Annotated in this window: 30 protein-coding genes; 16 read left to right on the plus strand and 14 right to left on the minus strand. The window is 41.8% G+C overall.

Translation table 11 applies throughout. The features are described 5' to 3' along the window. The first annotated feature begins 109 nt into the window (after window positions 1-109). From ACVBDU_RS04960 to ACVBDU_RS04970, 3 genes are read left to right on the plus strand one after another with little or no spacing between them, the layout of a single operon-like run. Complete coding sequence (locus ACVBDU_RS04960; RefSeq protein ID WP_447178657.1) at window positions 110-760, plus strand: hypothetical protein; 651 nt, start codon at window positions 110-112, stop codon at window positions 758-760. Then, window positions 738-1,568: a DUF3822 family protein gene (locus ACVBDU_RS04965; protein WP_447178658.1), complete on the plus strand. Its 831-nt coding sequence runs from the start codon at window positions 738-740 to the stop codon at window positions 1,566-1,568. Before ACVBDU_RS04960 ends, ACVBDU_RS04965 begins: the two co-directional genes overlap by 23 nt. A gap of 2 nt (window positions 1,569-1,570) precedes the next feature. After that, complete coding sequence (locus ACVBDU_RS04970) at window positions 1,571-2,140, plus strand: RsmD family RNA methyltransferase (RefSeq protein WP_447178659.1); 570 nt, start codon at window positions 1,571-1,573, stop codon at window positions 2,138-2,140. Between the two features lie 78 nt (window positions 2,141-2,218). On the opposite strand, the gene ACVBDU_RS04975 is transcribed toward ACVBDU_RS04970, so the two are convergent. Continuing rightward, entirely contained in the window at window positions 2,219-4,156 is a 1,938-nt protein-coding gene (locus ACVBDU_RS04975) for a M1 family metallopeptidase (RefSeq protein ID WP_447178893.1), read from the minus strand. A 297-nt stretch (window positions 4,157-4,453) separates the two neighbouring features. Between ACVBDU_RS04975 and ACVBDU_RS04980 the strand changes: the two genes are divergently transcribed. The 13 genes from ACVBDU_RS04980 to ACVBDU_RS05040 all read left to right on the plus strand — a co-directional run bounded on the left by ACVBDU_RS04980 (window position 4,454) and on the right by ACVBDU_RS05040 (window position 14,498). Beyond that, window positions 4,454-5,590: an ABC transporter substrate-binding protein gene (locus tag ACVBDU_RS04980; RefSeq protein ID WP_447178660.1), complete on the plus strand. Its 1,137-nt coding sequence runs from the start codon at window positions 4,454-4,456 to the stop codon at window positions 5,588-5,590. A gap of 14 nt (window positions 5,591-5,604) precedes the next feature. After that, window positions 5,605-6,627, plus strand: coding sequence for a FecCD family ABC transporter permease (locus ACVBDU_RS04985; protein WP_447178661.1), 1,023 nt, complete (start codon window positions 5,605-5,607; stop codon window positions 6,625-6,627). A gap of 23 nt (window positions 6,628-6,650) precedes the next feature. Next, window positions 6,651-7,454, plus strand: a complete 804-nt coding sequence (locus ACVBDU_RS04990) for an ABC transporter ATP-binding protein (RefSeq protein ID WP_447178662.1) — start codon at window positions 6,651-6,653, stop codon at window positions 7,452-7,454. Window positions 7,455-7,557: 103 nt separating this feature from the next. Continuing rightward, on the plus strand, window positions 7,558-8,886 hold the full coding sequence (locus ACVBDU_RS04995) for a DNA recombination protein RmuC (protein WP_447178663.1): 1,329 nt from the start codon (window positions 7,558-7,560) through the stop codon (window positions 8,884-8,886). Between the two features lie 27 nt (window positions 8,887-8,913). Continuing rightward, window positions 8,914-9,282 (plus strand): 6-phosphogluconate dehydrogenase, encoded by a 369-nt coding sequence (locus tag ACVBDU_RS05000; protein WP_447178664.1) that lies wholly within the window; start codon window positions 8,914-8,916, stop codon window positions 9,280-9,282. Between the two features lie 2 nt (window positions 9,283-9,284). Beyond that, window positions 9,285-9,833, plus strand: a complete 549-nt coding sequence (locus ACVBDU_RS05005) for an acyl-CoA thioesterase (protein WP_447178665.1) — start codon at window positions 9,285-9,287, stop codon at window positions 9,831-9,833. A 132-nt stretch (window positions 9,834-9,965) separates the two neighbouring features. After that, entirely contained in the window at window positions 9,966-10,592 is a 627-nt protein-coding gene (locus ACVBDU_RS05010; protein ID WP_447178666.1) for a transcriptional regulator, read from the plus strand. 80 nt (window positions 10,593-10,672) lie between these two features. Then, window positions 10,673-11,371, plus strand: coding sequence for a DUF3307 domain-containing protein (locus tag ACVBDU_RS05015; protein WP_447178667.1), 699 nt, complete (start codon window positions 10,673-10,675; stop codon window positions 11,369-11,371). A gap of 30 nt (window positions 11,372-11,401) precedes the next feature. Then, window positions 11,402-11,974: a Crp/Fnr family transcriptional regulator gene (locus tag ACVBDU_RS05020; protein WP_447178668.1), complete on the plus strand. Its 573-nt coding sequence runs from the start codon at window positions 11,402-11,404 to the stop codon at window positions 11,972-11,974. Between the two features lie 122 nt (window positions 11,975-12,096). Continuing rightward, window positions 12,097-12,726: an NAD(P)H-dependent oxidoreductase gene (locus ACVBDU_RS05025; protein WP_447178669.1), complete on the plus strand. Its 630-nt coding sequence runs from the start codon at window positions 12,097-12,099 to the stop codon at window positions 12,724-12,726. Between the two features lie 11 nt (window positions 12,727-12,737). After that, entirely contained in the window at window positions 12,738-13,187 is a 450-nt protein-coding gene (locus ACVBDU_RS05030) for a DMT family transporter (RefSeq protein ID WP_447178670.1), read from the plus strand. Between the two features lie 2 nt (window positions 13,188-13,189). Further along, window positions 13,190-13,912 (plus strand): GNAT family N-acetyltransferase, encoded by a 723-nt coding sequence (locus tag ACVBDU_RS05035; RefSeq protein ID WP_447178671.1) that lies wholly within the window; start codon window positions 13,190-13,192, stop codon window positions 13,910-13,912. 136 nt (window positions 13,913-14,048) lie between these two features. Continuing rightward, entirely contained in the window at window positions 14,049-14,498 is a 450-nt protein-coding gene (locus tag ACVBDU_RS05040; RefSeq protein WP_447178672.1) for a RidA family protein, read from the plus strand. 53 nt (window positions 14,499-14,551) lie between these two features. On the opposite strand, the gene ACVBDU_RS05045 is transcribed toward ACVBDU_RS05040, so the two are convergent. The 13 genes from ACVBDU_RS05045 to tssD all read right to left on the minus strand — a co-directional run bounded on the left by ACVBDU_RS05045 (window position 14,552) and on the right by tssD (window position 26,134). Beyond that, window positions 14,552-15,052 (minus strand): hypothetical protein, encoded by a 501-nt coding sequence (locus ACVBDU_RS05045; protein ID WP_447178673.1) that lies wholly within the window; start codon window positions 15,050-15,052, stop codon window positions 14,552-14,554. Between the two features lie 66 nt (window positions 15,053-15,118). Beyond that, window positions 15,119-15,886, minus strand: coding sequence for a hypothetical protein (locus ACVBDU_RS05050; protein ID WP_447178674.1), 768 nt, complete (start codon window positions 15,884-15,886; stop codon window positions 15,119-15,121). A 66-nt stretch (window positions 15,887-15,952) separates the two neighbouring features. After that, window positions 15,953-16,330 carry a hypothetical protein gene (locus tag ACVBDU_RS05055; RefSeq protein ID WP_148044314.1) on the minus strand — a complete coding sequence of 126 codons (378 nt, stop codon included), beginning with the start codon at window positions 16,328-16,330 and terminating at the stop codon, window positions 15,953-15,955. Between the two features lie 54 nt (window positions 16,331-16,384). Next, window positions 16,385-17,824 carry a hypothetical protein gene (locus ACVBDU_RS05060; protein WP_447178675.1) on the minus strand — a complete coding sequence of 480 codons (1,440 nt, stop codon included), beginning with the start codon at window positions 17,822-17,824 and terminating at the stop codon, window positions 16,385-16,387. 2 nt (window positions 17,825-17,826) lie between these two features. Continuing rightward, window positions 17,827-18,513: a DUF4280 domain-containing protein gene (locus tag ACVBDU_RS05065; protein ID WP_447178676.1), complete on the minus strand. Its 687-nt coding sequence runs from the start codon at window positions 18,511-18,513 to the stop codon at window positions 17,827-17,829. Then, complete coding sequence (locus tag ACVBDU_RS05070) at window positions 18,503-19,393, minus strand: hypothetical protein (RefSeq protein WP_447178677.1); 891 nt, start codon at window positions 19,391-19,393, stop codon at window positions 18,503-18,505. The genes ACVBDU_RS05065 and ACVBDU_RS05070 overlap by 11 nt, the downstream gene beginning before the upstream one ends. A gap of 13 nt (window positions 19,394-19,406) precedes the next feature. After that, on the minus strand, window positions 19,407-20,438 hold the full coding sequence (locus tag ACVBDU_RS05075; protein WP_447178678.1) for a DUF2931 family protein: 1,032 nt from the start codon (window positions 20,436-20,438) through the stop codon (window positions 19,407-19,409). Between the two features lie 8 nt (window positions 20,439-20,446). After that, complete coding sequence (locus tag ACVBDU_RS05080) at window positions 20,447-21,901, minus strand: T6SS phospholipase effector Tle1-like catalytic domain-containing protein (protein ID WP_447178679.1); 1,455 nt, start codon at window positions 21,899-21,901, stop codon at window positions 20,447-20,449. 11 nt (window positions 21,902-21,912) lie between these two features. Next, the gene (locus tag ACVBDU_RS05085; protein WP_447178680.1) at window positions 21,913-23,703 is read right to left on the minus strand and encodes a type VI secretion system Vgr family protein; all 1,791 of its coding nucleotides are present in this window, start codon (window positions 23,701-23,703) and stop codon (window positions 21,913-21,915) included. Between the two features lie 107 nt (window positions 23,704-23,810). Continuing rightward, window positions 23,811-24,314 carry a hypothetical protein gene (locus ACVBDU_RS05090; RefSeq protein WP_447178681.1) on the minus strand — a complete coding sequence of 168 codons (504 nt, stop codon included), beginning with the start codon at window positions 24,312-24,314 and terminating at the stop codon, window positions 23,811-23,813. A 4-nt stretch (window positions 24,315-24,318) separates the two neighbouring features. Next, window positions 24,319-24,858, minus strand: coding sequence for a hypothetical protein (locus tag ACVBDU_RS05095; protein WP_447178682.1), 540 nt, complete (start codon window positions 24,856-24,858; stop codon window positions 24,319-24,321). Beyond that, on the minus strand, window positions 24,848-25,717 hold the full coding sequence (locus ACVBDU_RS05100; protein WP_447178683.1) for a hypothetical protein: 870 nt from the start codon (window positions 25,715-25,717) through the stop codon (window positions 24,848-24,850). The genes ACVBDU_RS05095 and ACVBDU_RS05100 overlap by 11 nt, the downstream gene beginning before the upstream one ends. Window positions 25,718-25,738: 21 nt before the next feature. Beyond that, the gene (tssD, locus tag ACVBDU_RS05105; protein ID WP_447174186.1) at window positions 25,739-26,134 is read right to left on the minus strand and encodes a type VI secretion system tube protein TssD; all 396 of its coding nucleotides are present in this window, start codon (window positions 26,132-26,134) and stop codon (window positions 25,739-25,741) included. Window positions 26,135-26,398: the final 264 nt, after the last annotated feature.

Below are 26,398 nucleotides of genomic sequence, written 5' to 3' on the forward strand. Positions count from 1 at the left end.
CTCCAACTTTGGAAGGTCGAACTCATTTTTAAGGGGAAAAACTTTTCTGAATAAAAAAAAATTGTAGTTTTGCGTAAAACCTCTTTAAACTAAAATCAAAAAGATTAAAATGAAAACAGCGATACAAATTGCTTTATGGCTCCTGAGTATTTTCTTCGCCTACAAAATTTACAGGTCTGTTAACGACCCTATTGAATTTGACAAAGTGAAGAAAGAGCGCTATGCCAAGGTTATCAACAAACTAAAGGAAATCAGGGACGCCCAGGAAGCATACCGTGCCGTTACAGGTAAATTCGCCAAGGATTTCAATGGTCTGATTAAGTTTATAGACACAGCCGAGTTTGCAATTATACAACAAAGAGATACCAGTTGGGTAGAGTACGATCCGGTATATAGAATTGATATGCCAAAAGAGGCAAAAATTATCGACACCTTAGGTTTTGTCGCAGTAAAAGATTCGCTGTTCAAAAATTCCGATCGCTATAAAACCCTGATGGATATACCTTATGCTCCTAACAACGAGAAGTTTGCCATGAAAGCAGGGACTATCAGCAGAAGTGGATTCCAGGCTTCCGTTTTCGAGGCAAAAGTAGACAAGGATGTCATACTCCACGACCAACCTAAAGATCTTGTAGCCAGAGAAAAACAAGTTATCTCCGTAGATGATGTAAACGGACCGGAAATAATCGTAGGTTCCATGAACGAGGTAAAAACAACGGGTAACTGGCCAATGATTTATGATTCAAAAAAGAGAGATTAGTACATATACTACAACTAATTATAACGAATTGTCCATTCAGGTAAGCTTGAGTGGACTTTCTTTTTGTATACTGGACGGTCTCAGTAAAACCATTTTTTCACTGGAACACCATCCTTTCGCAGAAGTAACAACTCCCCAGGCAATGCTCAAGGAAACGGAAAAGTTGTTCGGGGAACTGGAAATACTGGAACAACCTTTTAAAAAGGTATATGTCATTCACAACAATAACCTGTCAACATTTGTTCCGAAACCCCTTTTCAGTGATAAAAATCTTTCCGAATATCTGAAATTCGATGTAAAGATATTTGAGACCGATTTTATTACGTATGACGACATCGGTTCTTTGGGACTAATCAATGTTTACATTCCGTTTGTAAACATCAATAACTATATTTTTGACCGTTTCGGAGAATTCGAATACCGTCATTTTTCCAGCATCCTCACAGAAACCCTATTGCAGAATAATTCCGGAAAGGGCACAAGCATGTATGTTCATGTGGAGAAAGAACATTTTGAAATTGTGGTGCTCAGGGACGGAAAATTATTATTATACAATACATTTACATACACTAACAAAGAGGATTTTATCTATTACATCCTGTTCACCGCCGAGCAACTGGAACTCAATCCGGATGAATTTCCGCTCTACCTCCTCGGTGAAATTCATGAAGGTGATGCCTTGTACACTATAGCATACACCTATATAAGAAACGTACACTTCGGGAATAACCATTGTCGTTATCACCTGGCGGGAGGAATAGAACTTCTGGAGCCCCACAAGGAGTTTATCTCCGTAAATTCTTTTTAAAAATGCGCATTATCTCAGGAAAATATAAGGGGAAACGGTTAATGGCCCCGAAAAAACTACCTGTCCGTCCCACAACGGACTTTGCAAAAGAAGCACTTTTCAATATTCTTGAAAATCGCTTTTACCTGCAGGAAATAACTGTTCTCGACCTTTTTTCGGGCACGGGCAATATCAGTTATGAATTTGCCAGCCGCGGATGTCAGGCCGTTTCCAGTGTAGATGCCCATCCGGGTTGTGTGCAGTTTATACAGAAAACATCCCGGGAGCTGGATCTCCCCATACGTGCCGTTAGAAGTGATGTATTCCGTTTTCTGGACAAGGTACGTACCAAAACGGATATCGTTTTTGCTGACCCTCCTTACGAAATGGCCCCGGAAGAATTCGCCCGGATACCGGAGCTCGTCTTTGCTAACGACCTACTGGAAGAAGGTGGTTTTCTTATCGTGGAACACTCCAAATTTACAAAAATGGAACATCTGCCTTATTTCAGCTTTGAAAAGAAATACGGGAATTGCATATTTAGTTTTTTCGAATGGCCGGATGAGCAGGAAGGAGAAGAAAACGAAAACTAAATCACAAAAAACAATATAAAAAAACCGCGGGATCTTTTAAATGACCCGCGGTTTTTTCTTTACCTGCTTGCTATCCGGTTAAAATTCGGACGGCCAGCTATTGTTGGAGATATTTACATCCGGAAGTTCCTTATCCGGATCTATCTCTATTTTCTTTATTTCCTTATCCACTTTCAGCAGGTGAGTCCATGCTGCTCCACGTTGCCATACTTCAACAGGAAGTGTTTTTCTTTCCTTACTTCCGTCAGCATAAGTAACTTCATAAACTACTGGCATCGGCAGGTCTCCCCTGTTACCGAAGTTAAGGAGATATCCTCCGTCTATCTGGCGAACACCATCCAATGAAAGGTCTATGTTGTCATTACCGTAAAACCAGCCTTTCCAGAACCAGTTCAGGTTTTCTCCGGCAACATTTTCCATAATATTAAAAAAGTCTGACGGTTGCGGGTGCTTGTATGCCCATGCTTTGATATATGCCCGGAAAGCATTGTCAAAACGCTCGTGTCCCAAAATATATTCCCGGAGCATTTTTAGCCCTATGGCCGGTTTGTAATATGCTATCATACCCAGGTTATGACTTTGTGCAACATCCGGATAGGTAGAGATACTCTCCCGGCTTTTATCCGTAAGCCAGCCAACCAACCTTCTGGCTTCTAACCTTGAAGGATATTCACCGTTATTAAAAGCTTCCGTACTGTAGTGGTTGATAAAGGTATTGAATCCTTCATCCATCCATGCGTAACGTCTTTCGTTGCTACCTACGATCATCGGGAACCAGATATGACCGAATTCGTGATCGGTAACTCCCCATAACCCGGCGGTTTTTGCCTTGTATCCACAGAAAACAATTCCGGGGTATTCCATACCTCCTACGTTAGAAGCAACATTTACAGCCACAGGATAAGGATACTCATGCCACATTTTGGAATAGTGCTCAATAGAAGCTTTGGTATATTCCGTAGAACGTGTCCAGGCCATCTCGCCATCGCTCTCATCGGTATATACGGATTGTGCCATCGCTTTTTTTCCGCTGGGCAGATTGATACGTGCCGCATCCCATATAAATGCTTTCGAACTTGCAAAAGCAATGTCCCTGGTATTTTTCATTTTAAAATGCCAGGTAATCTTGCCATCTTGTTTTGGCCGGGTAGCTGAAGTGTTTCCCACTTCATCCGGAGTAACAATATATACGGTTTCATCGCTTTCCGAAGCCTTTTTCATCCGGTTCTGCTGTTCTTTGGTCAGCACATCGCCGGCGTTCACCAACTCTCCGGACCCTACTACGATATGGTCGTAAGGAACGGTAACTTTATAATCGAAATCTCCGTATTCCAGGTAAAATTCACCAGCACCGAGATAAGGTTCCACATTCCATCCCTTGATATCGTCAAAAACGGCAACCCTGGGGTACCATTGTGCCAGGGAATACACAACACCTTTATTCATATTAAGACGCCCCATTCTGTCCATACCTTTTTCCGGTATTTTGAACTCGAAGTTCATAGATATGGTAGCTTCTCCCCCTTTTGCAGGAACAGGTTCGTTAAAGAACACCTGCATACGGGTATCCGTGATGATATATTCGGAAGACGCTTTTCCCCTGCGTCCCGCTTTAGCAGTTACACCCGATACTTTATATCCGCCGTCTACATCTCCGGAATACCTGTTTCCTTCGATAGGGGTGGTTAAAGTTCCTCTGGAATCCTCCGTAAAACGGTTCTGATCCATCTGAAGCCAGATGAAATCCAAAGGCTGCGGACTGTTGTTGTGATATGTGATGGTGATCTTTCCTTTCAGATAATCGGCCTCATCGTCCAGTTCCGCTTCAATTTTATAATCGGCACCATTCTGCCAGTATTCCGGGCCGGGGACACCGGAAGCAGAGCGATAAGTATTGCCCCGGTTATACATAAATTCGTCAAACAGCCCCTGGTTATTGTCATCGGCTTCCTGTGCATATGCACTGATAGAGAAGAAAGCAATAACCACCAGGACTTTTTCCATTAAATGTTTCATCATTTCGTTTGTGGTTTAAGTGATTATTTTAGTTAATTAGAAACTTTCGTGCTAAAATACACAAACATTCGGAGTGTCTATAGAAGATTTAACAAAGGGTTAACTTAGCAAAGATAATTTTCCCGGAGACCTGTTTTAACTCTTCCTTCCTATCCTGAAAGTGGTGCGTAAAATCCTATTTTCTTAGTTGCATATACATAATTTTTGATTCCCTTTTGCATTTTCCCCCTTCCGCTTCGGAACTATCGGGCATCACCACAATTATACGCATTGCATAATTTATCTTACTTTTGAAGTATGATTCGAACCTTTACTATAACTGTCCTGTTATCCCTCTGCCTGTTTGCCTGTAAAAGGGAAAAACCACAGATTTCCGGCAAAGAGGGTACGGAAATCCGGGTGAACTACGCCAAGGGGTTCCAGATTACCCGCTTTGACACCTATACCCGGATAAAAGTAACCGCTCCCTGGCCGGATTCCAGCGAAAGTTTCACCTATATACTCACGGAAAAAGGTAAATCTGTTCCGGATAGCATAGATTATGATGTACGGGTAGAAATCCCTGTGCAAAGCATCGTGGTAACTTCCACAACACATATTCCTGCCCTGGAAGCACTTGGCACGGAAGACCTTCTGACCGGATTCCCGGCTACCCGGTACATATCATCCGAAAAGACCCGGAAAAATGTGGACAACGGCCGCATAAAGGAACTGGGAAATAACGAAAGTATCAATACGGAAGTACTTATAAACTTACAGCCCGATGTAGTTGTAGGTTTTGCTCTCAACGGTGGCAACAAAGCCTACGAAACCATAAAAAAATCCGGGATTCCGGTAGCTTTTAACGGGGACTGGGTAGAAGAATCCCCACTCGGAAAAGCCGAATGGATCAAATTCTTCGCCCCTTTCTTCGGTAAAGAATCCCGAGCAGACAGTATTTTCACCCATATCGAAAACGAATATCTCCATGCCAAAAAACTGGCCGGGGACATTAAGGAAAAACCCACTGTACTAAGCGGCGCCATGCATAAAGACGTGTGGATACTGCCCGGGGGGAAAAGCTGGGCCGCACAATTCATAAAGGATGCCGGAGGAGATTATCTCTGGGAAGATACGGACGATACAGGAAGTCTCTTCCTTAATTTCGAAAGTGTCCTGGACAAGGCCGCCGAAGCTGATTTCTGGATATCCCCTACCCTGTTTACAGGATATGAAGAGCTCAAAGCAACCAACCCACATTACAGGGAGTTTAAGCCTTTCCGGGAGAAAACGATATATACCTACAGCAAAACCAAGGGAGCCGGAGGGGGAATGTTATATTTTGAGTTAGGCCCTAACCGCCCGGATATTATCCTCAAAGACCTCATTCACATCTTTCACCCGGAGAAACTTCCGGAATACGAACCTTTCTTTTTTAAACCTCTGGACGAATAAAACAGGTAAATAATTTGAACCCGGAAAAATCATATAAGATCCCCTTTATACTATTCGGTTTACTCCTTGTTCTGTGTTTCCTTGTAAACATCAGCCTGGGATCGGTCCGTATTCCTTTCGGGCAGATCGTATCCGTATTGTTCAACGGAGAAACGGAGAAACACGCATGGGATTACATTATTTTAAATTACAGGGTGCCAAAGGCCATTATGGCTGTACTTACGGGGTCCGGTCTGGCTGTAAGCGGACTTCTCATGCAAACCCTGTTCCGCAATCCCCTTGCCGGGCCATTTGTGCTGGGTATCAGTTCCGGAGCCAGTTTGGGTGTAGCACTTCTTATCATGGGGGCCTCTACCTTGGGTATCTCCTTTTTTCTGAGTAGCGTTTCTTTTGCCATAGCCGCCACTGCCGGAAGCTTTTTGGTACTTCTTGCCGTAATCTCCGTATCTTTAAAAGTAAGGGATACGATGGCCATACTCATCATAGGGCTTATGTTTGGCAGCATAACCTCTGCGGTGGTGAGCGTATTGTCTTATTTCAGCAGCGCGGAAAAGCTGCAACAATATATATTCTGGTCTTTCGGAAGCCTGGGAAATACCGGGTGGAATGAACTTTTATTACTATCCGTACTGGTCTTGAGCGGAATTGTAATGAGTGTGTTGTCCCTCAAAAGCCTGAATTCCCTTTTACTCGGTGAGAATTATGCCAGAAGTATGGGAACCGACATCCGGCGAAGCAGGTTATTGATCATAGCGGCTACCAGCATCCTGGCAGGGGGCATTACTGCTTTTGCAGGGCCCATAGCATTTATAGGACTTGCAGTGCCACACCTTACGCGGCAGGTTTTTAATACCACCAATCACCGCATATTATTACCGGCTGTTATTCTTTACGGGGCGGTTTTAATGCTGGTATGTGATGCCATAGCACAGTGGCCTGCCAACGAACATACCCTACCTATCAATGCCATTACCTCTATTGTCGGAGCACCGGTAGTCGTATGGCTTTTGGTACGCAAACGAAAAATGATCTTTTAACGGAAGGAATAAGGAAAGTCCTCATGACAGAAAACATTACATCCGAAGCTAAGAGCACAGTTCTCCGGGCAGAAAACCTGTCGGTCGGTTACACATCCGGAAAACAGGTTTCCGAAATAGCCCGGGATATCTCGTTTAATCTGAACCGTGGGGAACTTACCGGGATTATAGGTGCAAACGGTATAGGAAAATCTACCCTGTTACGAACCCTCTCCGGAATACAACCTGCCCTTTCGGGGAGCGTAATCCTGGAACAAAAGCCTTTAAACCGGTATACCCATACCGCACTCGCACGGAAAATAAGCCTGGTACTCACCGAACAGCTGCCTTCCAGGAACCTTACCATTGCCGAAACCATAGCTCTGGGCAGGCAACCCTATACGAACTGGATAGGTAACCTGACCAAAAGGGACTCCCTTAAAATAAAAGAAGCCATCGCACTGCTCAACCTGGAGAATATACAACACCAGAAATGTTATGCCCTGAGTGACGGACAACTGCAAAAAGTCATGATAGCCAGGGCCATAGCACAGGACACCTCGGTAATTATCCTGGATGAGCCCACCACTCACCTCGATGTTTATCACAAAACTTACATCCTCAAACTTCTCAAAGACCTGGCGCATCAGACCCGGAAGAGTATCCTTTATTCTTCACACGAAATTGACCTCTCCATACAATTGTGTGATAAAATGCTGGTAATGACAGAAAACCGGGCAGATTTCGGCACTCCCTGCCAACTGATAGAAAAAGGTAGTTTTCAACGTCTCTTCCCACCCGATCTTATTGAATTTGACCGGAACACCGGGACTTTCCGTATAAAATAACAAGTATATTGTTTTTTAAATAAGCCATAACAGGCTTAACGGTGTAAATTAAAAAATTCTATCTTTGGGAAATAAATACCCTATCAAAAAAATAGCCATATAAATGACTGAAAGTCTCCTTCTCTTTATCATAGCTGCCATATCCGTTGTCGCGGGCGTCTTTGCAGGTATATACATACAGGGACTAAAATCCAAAACCCGCACCAGTACCTGGGCCGAGAGGGAAAACCAGTTGCAATCGGCAATAAACGGGCTACGCGGCGATGTGGAAAAACTGCATGCGGAAAAGGCAGATATTCAACGTGAAAAAGAAGCTGCAGGCCTTCAACTTGCCAGAAGGGAAGCGGAGCTGGAAAACCTCCGGCAAAAGAACGAGGAACAGAAGGAAGAAGTAGAAAAACTCCAGGAAAAATTTACCCGGGAATTCGAGAACCTGGCAAATAAAATACTGGATGAAAAAAGTAATAAATTCACCCAGCAAAACAAAGAGAATATAAAAAACATACTCTCTCCCTTGCAGGAAAAGATCATGCTCTTCGAAAAAAAGGTAGAAGAAAGCCAGAAAGAAAGTATAAGTATACATTCGGCATTAAGAGAACAACTGTTAAACCTGCAAAGCCAGAACCTGAAGATTACCCAGGAAGCGGAAAACCTTACCAGGGCACTGAAAGGGGACAGTAAAATGCAAGGGAACTGGGGCGAACTGGTACTGGAGCGCGTACTCGAAAAAAGTGGCCTGGAAAAAGGACGTGAATACGAAATACAACAGAGTTTTACCAAAGAAGACGGTTCCAGGGTACTCCCGGATGTTATTATACACCTGCCGGACGGTAAGAAGATGGTAATAGACTCCAAGGTATCCCTTACCGCTTATGAACGTTTTGTAAATGCGGAAGAAGAGCAAAAAGAGCTCTTTATGAAAGAACATGTCAACTCTATAAAACGACACATAGAGCAACTTTCCGGAAAAAAATATGAAGACCTCTACGAAATGGAAAGTCCGGATTTCGTTCTTATGTTCATTCCGATTGAACCCGCTTTTGCCATCGCGATTAACCAGGACAATTCGCTATACAATAAAGCTTTTGACAAGAACATCGTCATTGTCACCCCTTCTACTCTGCTCGCAACATTGCGGACCATAGACACCATGTGGAATAACGAAAAACAACAGCGCAACGCCATAGATATAGCCAGGCAGGCAGGAGCCCTTTACGATAAATTTGAAGGATTCGTAACGGACCTGACCAAAGTAGGCAAAAAAATGGATGAGGCCAAAACCGAGTATAAAGGGGCTATGAACAAACTCTTTGAAGGCAGGGGTAATATTATTACCAGCATCGAAAAACTGAAAAAAATGGGAGCCAAAGCCAAAAAATCACTCCCCGAAGCTATTGTAAGACGTGCCGGCGAAAACGAGGAAGACGAATAATACCAACAAAACTTTATCTATCTGTATATGAAAAAAGCCGCTATTATTATCCTGCTATCCGTTGTAGCTTTATTTCTCATTTACTATGCCTTTATCTATTTTGTACCATACAGTACAGGGGTGCGTTCGGGAGAATTGATTAAAATAAGCCACAAAGGGGTTATGGTAAAGACCTGGGAAGGCGAAATCAGCCAGGGAATATCCGGAGCGCAGATATTCAGCTTTTCCGTGTTGCCCGGGGATAAAGAGGTAATAGAAGACCTCAAAGAACTCCAGGGGCGCTACGTTAAAGTAGATTATGTAGAACGTATGACCACCTTTTTCTGGCTTGGCGATACCAAATATTTTGTAACCAACGTAGTGGAAGAACCTTCTCCGCACCAAAGAAAATTCTAAATATGGCTATTACTTTTAAGACCGTAGCAGAATCGGAAGTCACCATTTCGGAACTGATGCTACCCTCTCACACCAATTTCAGTGGTAAAATACACGGCGGATACATTCTTTCCCTTCTGGACCAGATCGCTTTTGCATGTGCTTCCAAACACTCCGGGGCCTACTGTGTAACTGCTTCTGTAGATACGGTAGATTTTCTCAAGCCCATAGAGGTCGGAGAACTGGTAACGATGAAAGCGTCTATCAATTTTACAGGGAATTCTTCCATGATAGTAGGTATACGGGTTGAGGCGGAAAACATACAAACCGGTGCCGTAAAACATTGTAATTCTTCGTATTTTACTATGGTAGCCAAGGACGATAACGGCAAAAATGTAAATGTCCCGGGCCTTATTATACGTTCGGAAAAAGAATTACACCGTATTCACAAAAGCATCAAACGTATGGAACTGCGAAAAGAAAGACAAGCCCACGCATCTACCGTACACCTTACTACAAGCACGGCAGATATCTCCAAAAAATATAAAATAAAAATAGATATCATTGACTAGTCTCTTCCTTTTTGATTAAACATCGTCTAATTACACGATAAAATTAAGTATCGTTTAAAAAGACGATAAATAGATAAATCGTTTTTAAAAGCGATATTTGTAAATATCGCTTTTTTAACAGATATTTGCTATATGACCAGTGTTATAACCGGAGATATCATCAATTCCCGCGAGGCTCTTTCTAACGCACAATGGCTTTCCGTATTAAAGGAAACGCTGTCTCATGTATCGGTGGCGCCCAAATACTGGGAAATATTCCGGGGCGATAGTTTTCAGGTAGAAATACAGGATTATTACAACGCTTTTCAAACAGCAGTTTACATCAAAGCCTGTCTGAAAGAGATCAAAGGGCTCGATGTACGAATGGCTATCGGAATAGGAAACAAAACCCACGAAGGGACCACGATCTCCGAATCCAACGGGGGAGCTTTTATTTTTTCGGGGGAATTGTTTGAAACCTTAAAAAAAGAAAAGAAAAACCTGGCTATAAAAACCGGGATACATACTATAGACGAGGAGTTAAACCTGTATTTCCGCCTCGGGCTTATAGCTATGGATAACTGGACCACAAACTCCGCCGAAATTGTAAAACTAACTATTGACAACCCGAAAATTTCCCAACAGGAACTCGGAGATCTTATAAACATTAAACAAAACACGGTAAGCGAACGGCAAAAAAGGGCTTATCTGGACGAAATCATGGCCCTGGACCGTATGTACAGGCTTAAGGTAGATTACATAGAACACGCCCCCGGGTAATTATGTAATTCCCGAAAGCAAAATCATATTTTACACACCTGCCAAAGCCCGAAAACCGAACACTGAAAACTTTCTGCCCTATGGTACTATTACTAAAACTCTTATTGGCACACCTCATCGGCGATTTTATATTGCAAACCGACCGCTGGGTCCGGGAAAAAGAAGAAAAAAAGCTGGCTTCCGGAAAGTTGTACATACATGCTATCCTGCACGCCATGCTTACCCTTATTTTTTTATGGGATGCCAGATTCTGGTATGCTCCGCTTATCATAGGCATTACCCATTTTTTTATAGATGCGGGCAAACTGTTATTGCAGACCCCAAAAACCAAAAGGCTGCTTTTCTACATAGACCAGTTGTTACATCTCCTGGTCATCTTTATCGTATGGTGTTTAATGCTGGGTAAAGCCCCTTCGTTTTCCCTGTCCGAAACATCATTGCTACTACTTACAGGCGGACTGTTCCTCACATTTCCGACATCCATCCTCATTAAAATAACCATCTCTGTCTATACGCCGAAAACAGATATGGAAAAAGACGATTCCCTGGAAAATGCCGGGAAATACATCGGCATACTGGAACGATTGCTCGTATTTATTTTTATCGTTAGCGGGCATTGGGAAGGCGTAGGATTTCTTATCGCAGCCAAATCCATATTCCGTTTCAGCGACCTCACCCAAGCCAAAGACCGAAAGCTCACCGAGTATATCCTCATCGGCACCCTGCTCAGTTTCGGGACGGCCATTGTGGTGGCTATATTGTGTTCTTCGTTATACTGATCACTCCTTATGACAGACCAGGATAAATATATGCAACAATTGAGAACCGTAATGGAACGTTACACTTCCATAAGCGATGATTCCTGGTCCTTGTTACATTCCATAACCCGGTGCCGGAATATAGAGAAAGGAGAAGTAATACTTCGCCAGGGGCAGATAGCAAGGTACCTTCATTTTATTTGCCAGGGCGCCATGCGAATATATTTTACGGATCCGGACGGTAATGTGTACAATAAAAATCTCTTTATGGAAGGGAATTTTTCAGCTTCCAAAGCTTCGCTGCTCCAAAATTCTCCCTCCTACTTCACCATTGAAGCCCTGGAAGACTCCGTACTATTAGACATCGAATATGAAGGTTACCGCAAACTTATCCGGGAAAAAGAGGATATCCGAAATTTCTATATCGCTTATATCGAAAAAAACTGGATCATAGAAAAGGAACAAAGGGAAATATCCTTTGTCATGGAAAATGCCACCGACCGTTATGTGAAACTACTGGAAAAACATCCGGATATAGACCGGCGCATCCCTAAATTACATATTGCATCCCACCTGGGTATTACTCCAACGCAATTGAGCAGGATACGAAAAAAATTAAAATAAATTCCGAAATCAACCTATGTAAAGGCATACTTTATTTCCCGGAATTACTTTTGTCCCGATGCATCAATGAGTGTTTACCGGTAACACAAGTAATCCAGGATTAACGAACAAAGAAAAAAGGTATGCAATTAACAGAAAATCTGACGTGGCGCTATGCTACCAAAAAATTTGATCCTTCGAGGAAGATCTCTCCCGGGGATCTGAATAAATTAAGAGAAGCTATCCGGTTATCCGCAACTTCTTATGGTTTGCAACTTTACAAGGCATTTATTATATCGGAACCGGGAATCCGGAAAAAGCTCCTGCCGGCCTCCTGGAACCAGAGCCAGGTAACCGATGCTTCTCATCTTATAGTTTTATGTCATTATACGGAAGCAAATGCCGGTCACGTAGACGAATATATAAGGCTTCGGGCTGAAATACAGGATGTCGCAGTGGAAGATCTGAAAGGGTACGGGGACTTTGTAACACAGAAATTGCTGGAAAAGCCCCTACATGAACAGAAAGAGTGGAACGCCAGGCAAACCTATCTGGTATTGGGCCATCTGCTCACTGCCTGTGCCGAACTCAGGATTGACGCATGCCCTATGGAAGGTTTTGATCCGGAGGCATACGACCAGATTCTCGGTCTTTCCGCCATGGGACTTAGTCCTTCCGTTGCCGTAACTATCGGTTACAGGTCACCCGAAGATAGTTCCCAGTACCAGAAAAAAGTTCGGAAACATCCGAAAGACTTATTCGTAGAACTTTAATACACGGCTAAATGAACCAGTTAAACTTATCCGCACTGGCGTTTATCGGGGGCATTTTTCTGGCTATCCAGGGAGGTTATAATGCCCGTCTCGGGGTTTTGTTAAAAAGTCCCCTGCTGGCATCTGTCATTGCGTTTTTTTTCAATACCGTATTTGCATTGATTATAGCCGCAATCAGCCTGAAAAAACTTCCGGACAGGGAAATGATCAGGCATATTCCCTTTTACCTATGGTTTACGGGAGGCCTGTTTTCCGTTGTCGGAATCAGCTTGTATTACTATACTATTCCCAAACTCGGGGTATCTACGATGATCTCTCTCGGGCTGTGCGGACAGCTTATATTTGCCGTTATAGCCGGGCATTTCGGATGGTTACATTTACCTACGGAGCCTATAACGGTAAAAAGAATTCTGGGAGTCCTGTCTATGATGGCAGGAATTTTACTAATTAACATGAAATAAAAATGAAAACACAGGAAAACATACACAATCTGACCTCTTTATGGAAAACGGTAAGTACTCCCTTCGGGATGTATAATCATGAACAAGACTTTGACTATGCCATTGTTCCCGGTTCCGACTGGCCCAATCGCATATGGCCCAACAGGGACATTCCGGAAAGCAGCATTAAGGACATAATCCGGATCATACGATCTGCTTCTGTAAAATTGACGTTACCGTACTGGGACATTTATCAAAGTGAAACTCCCCTGCTCCTGGAATCTCATGGTTTTACAAAAACCTTTGAACAGGTAGGAATGTCCATGCCTCTTACCCAACACCTCCCCCAACAAAACCGTCTGGACATCCGCCCGGTTTCCGACAATTACGAAGCCAGAACCTGGGCCGTATTATACCCGAACGCTTTCGGATATCGCATAGGAGAAGATATATGGGAAGCAACGCCCGGTAAAGTCCATTTTTATCTCGCCTATTACCAGAACAGACCAATAGGCACGGCTATTATACATTATACGGGAAAAGTAGCCGGCATACACGGTGTAGGTATCCTTCCGGAAATGCGAAGAAACGGTTTCGCGGAAGAGATCATGAACTTTGCGCTTAACCGGGCCCTGGATCACGGAGCCGAATATGCCGCCCTGCAAGCCTCCGCTATGGGAAAAGGCCTTTATATGAAAATGGGATTTACCGAGCAGTTTACCTTGAAAAATTATCAATTGCCTTAGCAGGAATCAAAGGGATCGATACCGCATGGTATTTGTCCCTTTAGTTCTCATCTAGTGTTTGGGAGAAAAGATATTAATCTGTAATTTCGAAACCATATATATGGTTAATCTCAAAAAACATCTCTATCCCAACATTATGAAAATAATATATCTATGCATTCTGTCCATGTTACTTTTTGCTTGTACGTCCCCAAAAAGTAAAACCAGGTTTATCGATGTTTCCGAAAGAGGATATTCTCACAGTGTGGAAATAGACATGGGAACATCCAAAATGGTTATCCTATCCGGGCAAATAGCGGTTGATGAGGAGGGAAAAATTGTAGGCATCGACAACTTTGAAAAACAGACCGATCAGGTTTTCAGGAATATAAAATCCCTCGTAGAAAAATCGGGCGGCACCATGGACAATCTCATTAAGATCGATTGTTATTTTACGGATATTTCCAGACTGGCCGACTTCCGGAAAGTCAGGGATCGATATATAAATCCGGAAATGCCTCCTACCAGTACGGCCGTAGAAGTTACCCGGTTAATAAACGAAGACCTGATGATTGAAATAGCGGCTATTGCGGTGATTGGGAAGTAATAGAACTCTTGCCTGTTGTATGACAATCCGGACATTCTCAATATAAGTTCCATTTAGTCTGCTTGTATTATTTTTAATTTGATCTCCTGAAATTTATTATAAACCATTTCTAAATCATCTGGTACCTCTTTTTTTAAGTTGCTTAATTTCCCATAAATAGTGTCTTTAGTGGTAAAGATTTTAACACTTATTCCCCCCCCATCATTTTCCCCATAAGTGCCCGATTTTTTAAATGACTCTTTTAAATTTAAAATTTTTGATAAGAATGTATTATTTGACGCTGCATAGGATTTTAAAATTCCTTTCTCCATCAGTTCTCCTTTTTCCCATATTTCCTCTACAAGATAAACACTATCATTATCCATCTCCAGAATATTGTATTTTTCAATCTCAAAATTCTTTGGAGATGAGTTGTTAAACTCGTAAAAACTCACCTTTATGGGCTTGTTTAATGATACTTGCGGTGTTACGATCTTTGGATCTTTTTGTTCTTTTTCCTGTGAGTTACAGGAAAGAAAACAAAGGAACAATATAATGTATAAAATCTTTATCATCAGTCAAGTTAATACTTAATAAGGCAAATGTATCCAGTTTAAATCGCCTTATCACAACCCTATCTGCTACCAAAAACCTTCTTTAAGATAAGAGTTCAGTTTTTTCAAATTATATTTTAAGTCAATGACGGGTAAAAGCTGGTTTTGAAAATCCGCTCCATTAAAGGAAAACAAAAACTTTATATATAATTGCCCATCTTCTTTCAACAGGATAAAATTCCGAATAGATTCTTTATCCATTGTATAATTATTAAATATGTCCTCTACATCCACCAATTCATTCTCTGTCATCGTTTTCTTTTCCTCACGAATAGCAGATTCTATTGCTCTATTCGTATCTTCTACAATATAAGATATTCCCTCCTTCGAAAAAATATCATTAATCTCTAATATTTCTCCGGTTTTCAGATCAAAGTTAATACTCTGATTAAAATCTCCGGGAGTAAATCCATACATATAATTTCTAAAGCAAATACTTGCTACATTATTATTTTGAAAACTAATCCGGTACTCCTGAATATTAAAATCACATAAATCCGGCTTTGCACAACATTTTCTATTAAGTTCCTTAATATTTTCTCCTTCGTCTTCATCATATATATCTGTTAAAAGATTGTGTAGACTCTTATTAGCTTGGGTCTTGACACCGCTATCAGGATGAATAAACTTTATATATTGAGTAACAAAAACAAAATTATTATCTCCACAATGCAAACTATCAGTTTCTATAGAGAAGTATGTCTTATCCGGATCTGAATGATTAATACTCTGAGATTTACATTTAACAAGTCCCAGATTTAATACAATACATATGAATACCTTTAGTTTTTTCAACTTGTCCTTTTTGACACAAAATATTTTCTTCTATTTATTCAATACATTTTGTAACATTCCAAAAAATTAATTATTTACCACTTCATTATACATCTCAATTAAAATATCAAAATAATCATCAAAATCCGGAACAGGTCTGGATCCCGGATCTATTTCCCAGACTGTTTGACTCGTGTCATTACTTTCAAAAATAAACTTATAGTCTATTTGATCCGTACATGTCCCACAGCCATATTTCTTATCTGTTGACATAATTTCCTTCGGGACTTCCCATGCTTTTTCCTGTGTTAAAGTTATTTTTTGTGGATTTTTGGAAGGGATATATATATAATCCTTTTCTAAAGTATATATTTTATATTCTCCTTCCAGGGTAATTAGATAACAAGTAATTTTTGTCACCTTCTTTTGTACAATCACGGCATCTGTATTATCAGTTTTATTCATCTGAAAACAAGATCCGGCCAGAAAAAAAATTAAAGTGATGTAATATTGCATATTTCAATAATTAAAAATCAGACTTCTATCTTTGCGCATGATATTCCATTGCCATTTGAAAAACGAATTCATTTTATCGTTGGTTTCAAAAGGATTTCGAGTAGAAACCCCTACTTGATTTACATAATCCATTATATTATCTGTAAAACCTTTATAAAATATATGAGGGGCTTTTATAGTTCCTTCCTGAAATGTATGAGTTAGAGAAAAAGAATGTGCTGCTTCATGTAATACGGTTCTTTTTTCCTGAAGTGCTGTGGCATAAATCACATAAGCATTCCCCCAGATTATACCTGTTAAATTGCCGTTGGAATCATAATTGTTCTCGGCAGAACAAGTTCCCTGAATTCTCTGCCATCCTCCACCAGGAATATTATCCTGAGCCCTTATGGTTGTGTAAAACAAATAAGTACGTTTATTTACATTACTGTCTATCCTAGAGTTATTGGCAGGAGAATGTTTCCCGAATTTTTCATACAGAGTAATCAAATCTTTTTTAAATGAGTCAGATCTTCCCACCCCAATATTGGAAGAAGTATTTAAGTAGTTATTTTTAAAAGCAATTACATCTTGATCTGAAATGGGTAAACTTTTTATATCAAAATGAGTATCTACTTTAACTTCGGCTCTTATCAATGCCTGATTAAAAGATTGGTTTTTGAACAGGAATTGATAATCATTTCTTAGACTGGCTTTTGAATTTTCGGTAATTACATTAACCGCAACGATTTCTGCTTTTGGTATGATATTATTTTTATAAACCATTAGCTTTCCCACTTCTTCCTTTTGCTTTCCTAACTTTGCAAATACTTTTATTTCCACATGCTCATTTAAAGATGCATTTTGTGATTTTATGTTTATTGCCTTCTCTGCCAGATAAAAGTCTCTTATATTATTACCTCCAAGTTTTTTTGTTTGTTTAACACTTATTAGATTCTTTAACGCAATTTTCTCCGGAAAGACAATGAGATTAGTATTTCCTGATTCGAATATAATTTCTGTATCATCACTCGTTAATGATTCCAATTCTTCAATTTCAAGATCTAAGTTAACTCCATTACGGTGCATACGTGACCCATGGGCAAACTGAGATGTAGTAGTATGAGGAAAAATAGCTAGCCATGCCGGATAATATTCCACACCATAAGGGGAAATTGGATTAACAATATCTGTTTTACTATACTCTTCTTTAAGAGCAGAAGGATTCAAACATAGTGGAGTAGGTGCATTTATAGGATAGCCATTATTATCATTAGTAACCTTCTTTATAGGATAAATATATTCATCCCTTAACCAATCAAAACCATATTCTCCCTGATAATTCCTTGGTCGCCTAAAATGAACCAGGAACTTCTTAAGTGTCGATGATATTTGCAACTCTTCATTAACTACAAATTCCCGTCCTCCGGCCCTTATTTTATTTATTACCAAAGTCCTTGCCATTGTTATGTTTCTTTTTCAGTTTGTTGCCAGATCTTATTTATGCTTATAGATTGTAATTCTGCGGTACCATCCGCCTGTACTATCCCGGAATAAATTATTTGTTGCCGTCCATCGTCTAAGTCCTGTCTCTCTTTATCTGTCATTTCTATCTCCAGGACTTCTCCGGTGTCTATATTTTCCGTGCGCACGAAAAAACAGGCATTCTCCCCGTACTCTGAATTCTTTATTTTTCGGGAAGCCTCCTCATCCATCCAGTAACTCTCCACCACTTTAGGTGCATGGTCAGCACCTAATATTGCTCCCGGAAGCATCCGGGCTATTTGTATAAATTCTTCTGCTACGCTTCCGGCACTGTCTACCTGCAACGGATCGGTAATGGTAATTTTTCCTCCCGTGCTGCACATACATTCGGAATCGTGAAACAGGAACTTTTTGTTTTTGCCCAGAGTAGTTTTTTTACTGGTCTTTGTCCATTTTTGCAATGCAGGCACACATGGCAGATAATCACTGTTAGTAGGCTTCAATTTGCACTTTCCGAAGGTTTTGGGTACCTGCCTGTCCATATCTGTAGCCTTGAGTTTTCCCTGCACCCATATTTTACGGTTTTCGGTCACCTTGAGTTCGGCAGGAGTAAAGCCCTGATCACATTGTAATACTGCTCCGTCACATACATAGATCTTATCGCTCATCTCTCAATAGTTTTAAACGGGTTTCGGTTTCTTTTCTGTAAATGTCCCCTATGGTCACCAGGGTTTTCACTTCTCCTCCTTCTATCCTCCCGGACTTCGGTTTAAGGTCGTAATGCCCGGAATAGTCAAACGACAATGCATGCTGACTTCCTTCATCCGCCAGGCTACCGACCAGAAGGTTCAGCTTTTTTCCCGGGAATTTCGGATGGTCCGTCTGTAACTTTCCCCGGAATTCCAGTTTCCCGGTATCCAGAATACGGTAAAAATCCTTTAGTTTTCCCTGCCATAAAACAGGTAACGAAAGTCCTTCAACAGCATCGTGAAGAACAAATTCCCGGTTCGTGGTGAAATATTCCGAATGTGCTTTGTCGAATATGTCCGGGAACAAAAAACGGTAAAAAGTATCTTCCGTATAACACCGTTGTATATTGTCCTCCTTTAATTGCCATTCATAATCGGCTATATACTCCTTCAGGTCCGGGTAACGTTTCTCCAGGTCCGGCTTTATCCTGTTCCATTTTTCCCTGACCTCAGCAGTATTTTCCAAACGCAATATCTTCAATCCGGGACTTACCTGAAAAGTGAGGTCATTATTAACGCTGGCCAGTTGCAAAGCTATCTGCATAGCTTTTGAGACCTTTTTAACGGGGAATCCCCTGGAATCTACAGGGGTTTGTTTTTCACATTTCAACCGGTACCGCAGCATTTCCGTATTAAAATAGCCTTTGCATTCCAGGGAATACGCTGTTTTTATTCCGGAAAAGAAGGAATGTTCTCCCTTTTTGATCCGGGTTTTTATCCAGGCCTCATAACCGCGTATTCCCGGCTCCGTATGGAGTCGGAGCACATAAGAAGTTTCTCTGGATTCGGTCAGGTTCATGGGACGTTGTTGTTTATCCGGAAACCGGGTATACTTTTACATCTGCCTTTTTTATCGGAATTTCTTCCTGTTCTCCCTTCAGAAACAGTCGGGCACCGGTATTTCCTTCTTCCACCCGGATCACCAATTGTACCCGTTCTTCTTTATTTTCCGCAAAAGCTTTTTTAAAGGCTTCAAATATCTCTCCTTCGTCAAAATAGGCTTTCATCCTGTAGCGGTCACCTTTATTGTTCTGCCAGGTTACCAGGATATGGTTTGGCAGTGCTCTTTCTTCATAAGATACAATCTCCGGATTATTTCCCGTAGTAAACAGGTCTTCCCCGTTATAATAAGTTATGAGTATCTCGGAGACGGTTTCATCCTGTCCGGAAAATACCATTTCCGAATGCCATTGGTAACGCTTTCTGTACGTGTCCCATCGTTCCAGGGGAACCGGTTCTTTCCGAACGGCATCTTTCACATCTTCTTCTATTGTACTTCGGATGTGCTCCTCTAAAGACACTTCGGAATCCGGCATAAACTCTTCTTTTGTTATCACTGTGTCTTTAGCCCGGAACCAGTCTATTTCAACCTTTTTCCCGCTTCCTGCCATCCATACGGCAACTTTTCCTCCGGGAGCCATTCCCACATTAATAACATCGTAAGTCTTCTTCTTTCCCGTCCGGTCTTCAAAACCTTCCCTGAACAATTTTGCAATCTTTTCTTCCGGAAGTTTAAAACGTCCCGTATAAAACTTGTTTTCGCGATAAGATAACCAGGTGATATCAAAAGAACCGGGAATTTCCCTTTTATCATCATCCGAGTAATGTGACGGCCCGGGCATTCCCCAGTCCTGTCCGTTTTTAGCCCCCAGGGTATGCCCGGCGGGAATACGTACCGAGGAGTCATCCCCGTAATAAAAAGTTCCTTTATATACCTCCATAGGGTAATTCTTCGGTGCAGACACCGAAGGTATCCATTCATATTTTTCCATGGTAGTCTGGCTTGTACAGGAAAGCACTCCTGTTATCACTGTTACTAAAATGATATTGCGTATTATGTTCATCCGCATTCTTATCCGTTATGTATTACTCGTTGTCTTTGTCCGTTCTCCCAGTTTGGCCGCATAACAGATGTAGGTCCGGGAAGCCAGTTACTGTAATAGGCTGAGAAATGCAGGTACCGGTTCCGAAGCCATCGCAATGTTTCCCTGTCCTGCTCATTTTCAAAAGACATCGGTCCCAACTCTCCTTTCACATAGGCATCCAAACGCGACTTCACACCGCTCAGTTCACCGGTTACGGGATGTTTTCTGCTCAGTTTTGACATTTCCATCGCTACTTTTTTCGCTATGCTGTATTCCGCCATGATATGTAACGGAATATCCCCGTACCTGCTGCTAATGCCGGTCCTGTTCCCGTTCAGGTTTCCCCAGAAATTGTTGATCCTTATCTCTTCGGGAAGGTACCACCCTTGTTCAATTAAAAATTGACGGTCTTCTTCCAGGTTAGAAATGGAAGCATTCCTGTTGAGAAAACGTTCTTCATCCGCATTATCTTCATAACCGCCTCCGATATCGGAATGTACTCCCGGTAAAACTTTTTCCACTCCTTTTCCCCCGGCACTGGCTATATTGGTAAGGCTGAAGTTTACCCGATGCTCATCGGCAGCCGCTAATTGAAAGGTGTTTCTCGATTTTTTTATGGCATCCAGGTTCAGTTGGCGGGTATCGTTACTGTGGATCAGCCCGTAGGAAGCCACCGTATCGTATAGTCCCACAAAACGGACTACGATCATTTTAGCTTCAATTCCTTCTTCTGCCAGCGCTTCTCCCAAAGCGCCGCTATCCACATCATATCTTATAATACGCGGAGGTGTACGGGGATTACCCTGAATAACCTGCTTTACGTCTCCTTCCTTTTGGGTTACTTCATGCACAAAATTACGTGCCGCGGCAGCACCCCGGCTAAATCCGTAGGTATCGAGAACCAACAGGTCTATTTCAAAAAGATTTCTTCTGCCTATATTTTCCACTACTTTTTCACAGGCTTTCACCACTTTGGACCGTACCCCGGCACCACCGGTCCCGAAACCACCGCCGAAAGTCGTATCCTTCTCAAAATCTTCCGTTCCTATTCCCTCTATGTAGATAGCCAGTTGCTTTTGCTTTTCCTCGTTTTTAATTTCATAGAAAGGTTCGAGCCGGGCTACGTTGGAATAGTAATTTTCAAAACTGTTCTGCCCTTCGATATACCTGTCCGCGAGACTGGCATCAAAAGACAGGTTATTTTCTCTTTTTTCGTGTTCCAGCCTCGAATCCGTATTACTACGGTTGTTCCATGTACCGTCAAAAAATACCCCGACGGTGACATTTACAGCATCTTCGGACAGGTTTTCTTCATAATCCGCTTTCCCTACATACACTGTGGAAGTCTGAACATTTACACCACTCAGTACCTCCCGGCTTTCCTGTTCCGGGGCTCCTGCTCTTTCTGCGGTTAATAAAACAGTAGCGTTAGCATTTTCCATGATACTAATTGTTATTCTCCGTAATCCACTCCTTCAGCACTGGCAATAGTGATCAGCCCCCCTGCGTTGGTTTTTATTTCCCCGCTGGTATCCGTTATTATTTCCTGTGCCTGTTGTTTATAAGTAGTGCTCAATACCTTGATCTCCTCGTTTACCTTGACATCTTTGTTATTGGCCCTGAACATATGATCGTTGGTCACTATTTCCGACTTGTTATTCCCCACCTGAATATCCAGGTCTTCCTCCACATTGATCTGCATGTTTTTCGCATTCAGGGTCATCGTCTCATTGGCGGTGATATCTATGTTATTTCCTACGGTATCTATAAAAATAATATTCTTGTTCTTATCGGTAATTGTTATACTCTCCGCTCCTTTGGCATCACTGAGCTTTATGATGTGACCACTACGGGTGTGGATCACTTTGAAGTCATTTTCCGCCGTGGCGTATCCGCTGGACTGCTTGCCATTATACAGGGCGCCCGTAACATAGGGTTTCTCGGCATTGCCTCCTTCAAATGCCACCTGTACCTCTTCTCCTACTTCGGGTATAAAGTAAAAACCTTTGTTCCCTCCGCTGTGAGGTTGTACCATAGGTATCCACGGGCTTTCGTAATCCCAGTGAAATTTCACCTTCACCCTCCCCAATCCTTTGGGATCGTTATTATCGGTAACTATGGCCGACTGGGTCTCGGCTACGGGTGGTGTGAAAATATTGGTGTACGGGGGAACTTCTACCGAATCAGGTACCGCGGTAAATTCGTTGCTGTAGTTTCCTTTGCCATCGCAATGATGCGTCAGGGAGGTCACGTAATAATTGCCATAATACTTTTCCTGTACCAGGTCTTTGGGATTTTGTGTCAGGCCGAATTTCGGCTCTTTGATACCTATAATATCTCCCACATGAAAACGCGTATCTTCCGATACTCCCGTGGCAAGTACCAGGCGGGAGACTCTTGCCTGAGCCTGAGTCTTCACCCTGCTCAGCAGGTGGCTACGGGCATTGCCCTCGGCAAGGGGATGATGGTAAAACAACTCCGATTCCCCCTCAGGGTACATCTTTTCCGATGTTTCCACCATGTTTTGTAAAAGGCCCTGCGAATTGTGTCCTATTTCGGAAGACCTGGCATGCTGCACCTCAGCCGAAGCAGCGTCATATCCGGTATATTGAAAACCAAGTGGCCTGGCGCTGATCCTGATATCAAACTCTTCCAGGGTGCGCCCGTATTCCAGGGAGACCTGCCTGCCTTTCGGCCTGCCGAATACCAGCTCTTCACCATTGAAATAAAACCATTGTCCTTTTTTCTGTGCCAGGCGGCGTAAGAAGTTGAAATCGCTTTCTTTATACTGTACGATATAATCCGGTTGTTCGTCGTCCGCATTCTGGGTAAACCGTACCTTTCCCGTGTGTAGTCGGGTAGCTTCGTGGATGATCTTGGTAAGACTTTCTCCCACAAAATTCCTGGTCTTGGGTACACCGTCCATATAAATAGTGGGACTGTGCCCGGAAACGACAATGCCGCCCGCGTCTCCCCCGGCGCGGGCCAGGCTGGCGTCGGTTACCACCCCGCGAAATACATGCGTATCCCCTTCTCCGAAGTTTTTGGGAGTTATCTCCACGTGAACGGCGCCACCTATATAACGTTGCATCCTATCCAGGGCATTTTCGGAAAATCCCTTATGGAATACCTCCACAAAGGAAAAGGTATGATGGCCGTTTACCTGCTGGGTTATTTCCAGGTTGTCGAATTCTATGATGTCCTCACCATCTATGCGGATTATTACACTGGTCTGGGTTGCCATAGCCTGTGTTTTTTAGTTAAAGTATATGTATATATTCAGTTCATTTCTGTTATAGATCGGGGCTGTAGTTCTACCTATTTTAAGTTTTATGTCACTTTATAAAGTTACTATTTTCCTTTCGTATCCTTTCTATCGTAGATAACAATGGGATGAATTATTTTCGTTTCCAATGTAGAAATTTTTACATTTTCCTCCCCTGTATTCTTAAATATTTGGTCTACAACAACCCCGTTAACAAATTTCTTACCCGTTTTTTCGAATAATATATTATAGACCGGGATCAAATGTTCATTATTGATCGGTACAAAGGTTTCCATCTCCTGTTTTTTTAATTCCTGAAAATCCGATATAGGGTTATCTCCTTCGGATAAATACAGGTATATATATCTTTTTTCTCCGTTCTTCAGGCCTACAGTATCGAAATCCGAACTGTATATGATCTCTCCTTCCATTTCCGTATTCGTTTGTAAAGAATCGGGAAACTTAATTTCTACTTTGGGTGTGTAATTCTTTTCTTCCTTCTTTTTTGTTTTGTTACAAGAAGAAAATAATAGCAAACCACTAAAAAATACACTACAAATAATGAAGCTATTGCTTTTTATTCCTTCCATTATATTAATGTATAGTATCCTTTACATATACATCCTTGGAAATAAGGGTTTCATTAGTTCTCATTTTCACATTTCCATCCTTATCTTCACCTTTTTGGATAATAATATCCTCAACAACCCCATTCAGTAAATTATTCCCGGGTTTGGTAAATACTGCTTCAAATGAAAAGTAACCATATCCAATAGTATCTTTATATATAAAATGTTCAGTCTTTTTTATCTCTTTCAGGCTTGTAAATTCTTCTTTGGGGTTAATTGCTATATGAAGATAAATATGTCTTTCGTCAATATTTGAAGGTCTGATAGTATCTAATCTCGATACAAGATTATACCACAATTTTCCTGGTATGAGTCCCTGTCCGAGGGTAACAGTATCCGGAAAATCAATAACTACAAATTCTTCGATATTTTTAATTTTTTGTTCGTTAATGTCAATTATCTTTTTATTATCAGGTTTTCTGTTTCTATCACAGGAAATCACAACCAACAAAAACACTATTAGCAATAAACGTATTTTGCCATAAGCGTATATACTATTCTCCATATTTTTTTCTTATCGAATCTACTTTTCTCTTTATTATCCTATCATTATTTTTTATCACCTCTATAGAATCCCTTCTTGGCACGAGAGTATCCTTTTTAGGTATCATTATTCGAAAGTCATTTCTCGCCCCACTTGTATAAGACGGTGAATCTACCCGGTGTATATAATCTAATTTAACAGAAATGAGTTCTGAATTTATACTGTCGAAATTCATTTCCTTCACCCCATCATTTTCCATCTTCCTATTCCCATGCCAAGGGTCAACCCCATCAGCATCCGGAACCATAGGGGTGCTATTGGTTATGGGGAAAGATGGCCCCCATAACGTCATAAAAGGGTCCCACCAGGCATCCACATTATGGGTGATCACTTCAACGCCGGGCGCCGCTACAGGTGTATCCGTCAACCCGGATTTTCCCGGTGAAGATGTAAATTGAATTCCCATCCCCCCGATGCCCCGCGACATGCGGTTACCACGAAGGCTCATCGGGCCGGAAAGGCAAGCCTTTAACCACTGTCCAAGCTGTCTGGCATCATTCCTTATATCGTTGACCATATCGCTGGCATTCACCTGTATTTCCAGTTTTACAACCTGCCACCTGTTAAGCTTACGGGGTGCAACCACGATCACTTCTTCCAGTTCAATAACCCCAACCTCACCATAGTCACGGTCGTACTTACTGTTCATTACATCCGTTTTATCCCCCATACTATCGCATCCTCCTTCCATGTAATCTTCTTCCTCCTGCGCTCCCAAAAAGGTATTGGGCCGAATACGACAACGTTTCGTCATCAACATCGGTTGCTGATGATGATCGGCTGCTATTTGAAGTAACCTGCGTGTCAGGGCATCGTTCATAATGTTTCTGTTAAAGTAATATTACGTCCTGAGCGCCCAGTTTTTAGTGAATGGAATGCTGTTAATTACAATATCCTTGGCGGAGATCACGATCTGCACCCGTAAGGGCTTGTCACTGTCTGCGGAAAACCGTTCCCGGTAATTCAGGCAATACCCGTGTTTAAATTCTACCTCCCGAAGCTTGCTCAACGCGTCCCGCTTGTAAAAAATGATCCTGCCGTTCTTGGTTTGCGAACTGCTTATCATCCATTCGTAAAGCATGGTACTCCTGGTCAATTCCACCACCAGGCGTATCTTTCCGCCACGAGGATCGGAAGACGGTTTATCGCTGATATCCGAATCCTGATCGAATATGATCTCATAATCCAGCACATTCATTTCCTGGCCGTCTATGACAAATTTTGACAAAAAACTCATGGTATGAAGCGTGTTTAAAATAGTTTTTTAAATAATATACCGATCGTTACATACTATCGTACAGCCTATTGCCTAACTGTTAAAAAACGTACCCCGGCTTATAGGAGACGCCAGTTTAACAGTATACACATACTATCTGCACATATGGATACGCGAAAGGGATATTCCGGTATCCTCCTGAATCAGTATTGCTTGGGAAAGAGAACTGAAATAAAAAAATAAAGGGGCAGCTTTCACCCCCCCTTATACAACATTCGATTTGAT

This window comes from Sinomicrobium endophyticum (assembly GCF_052983315.1).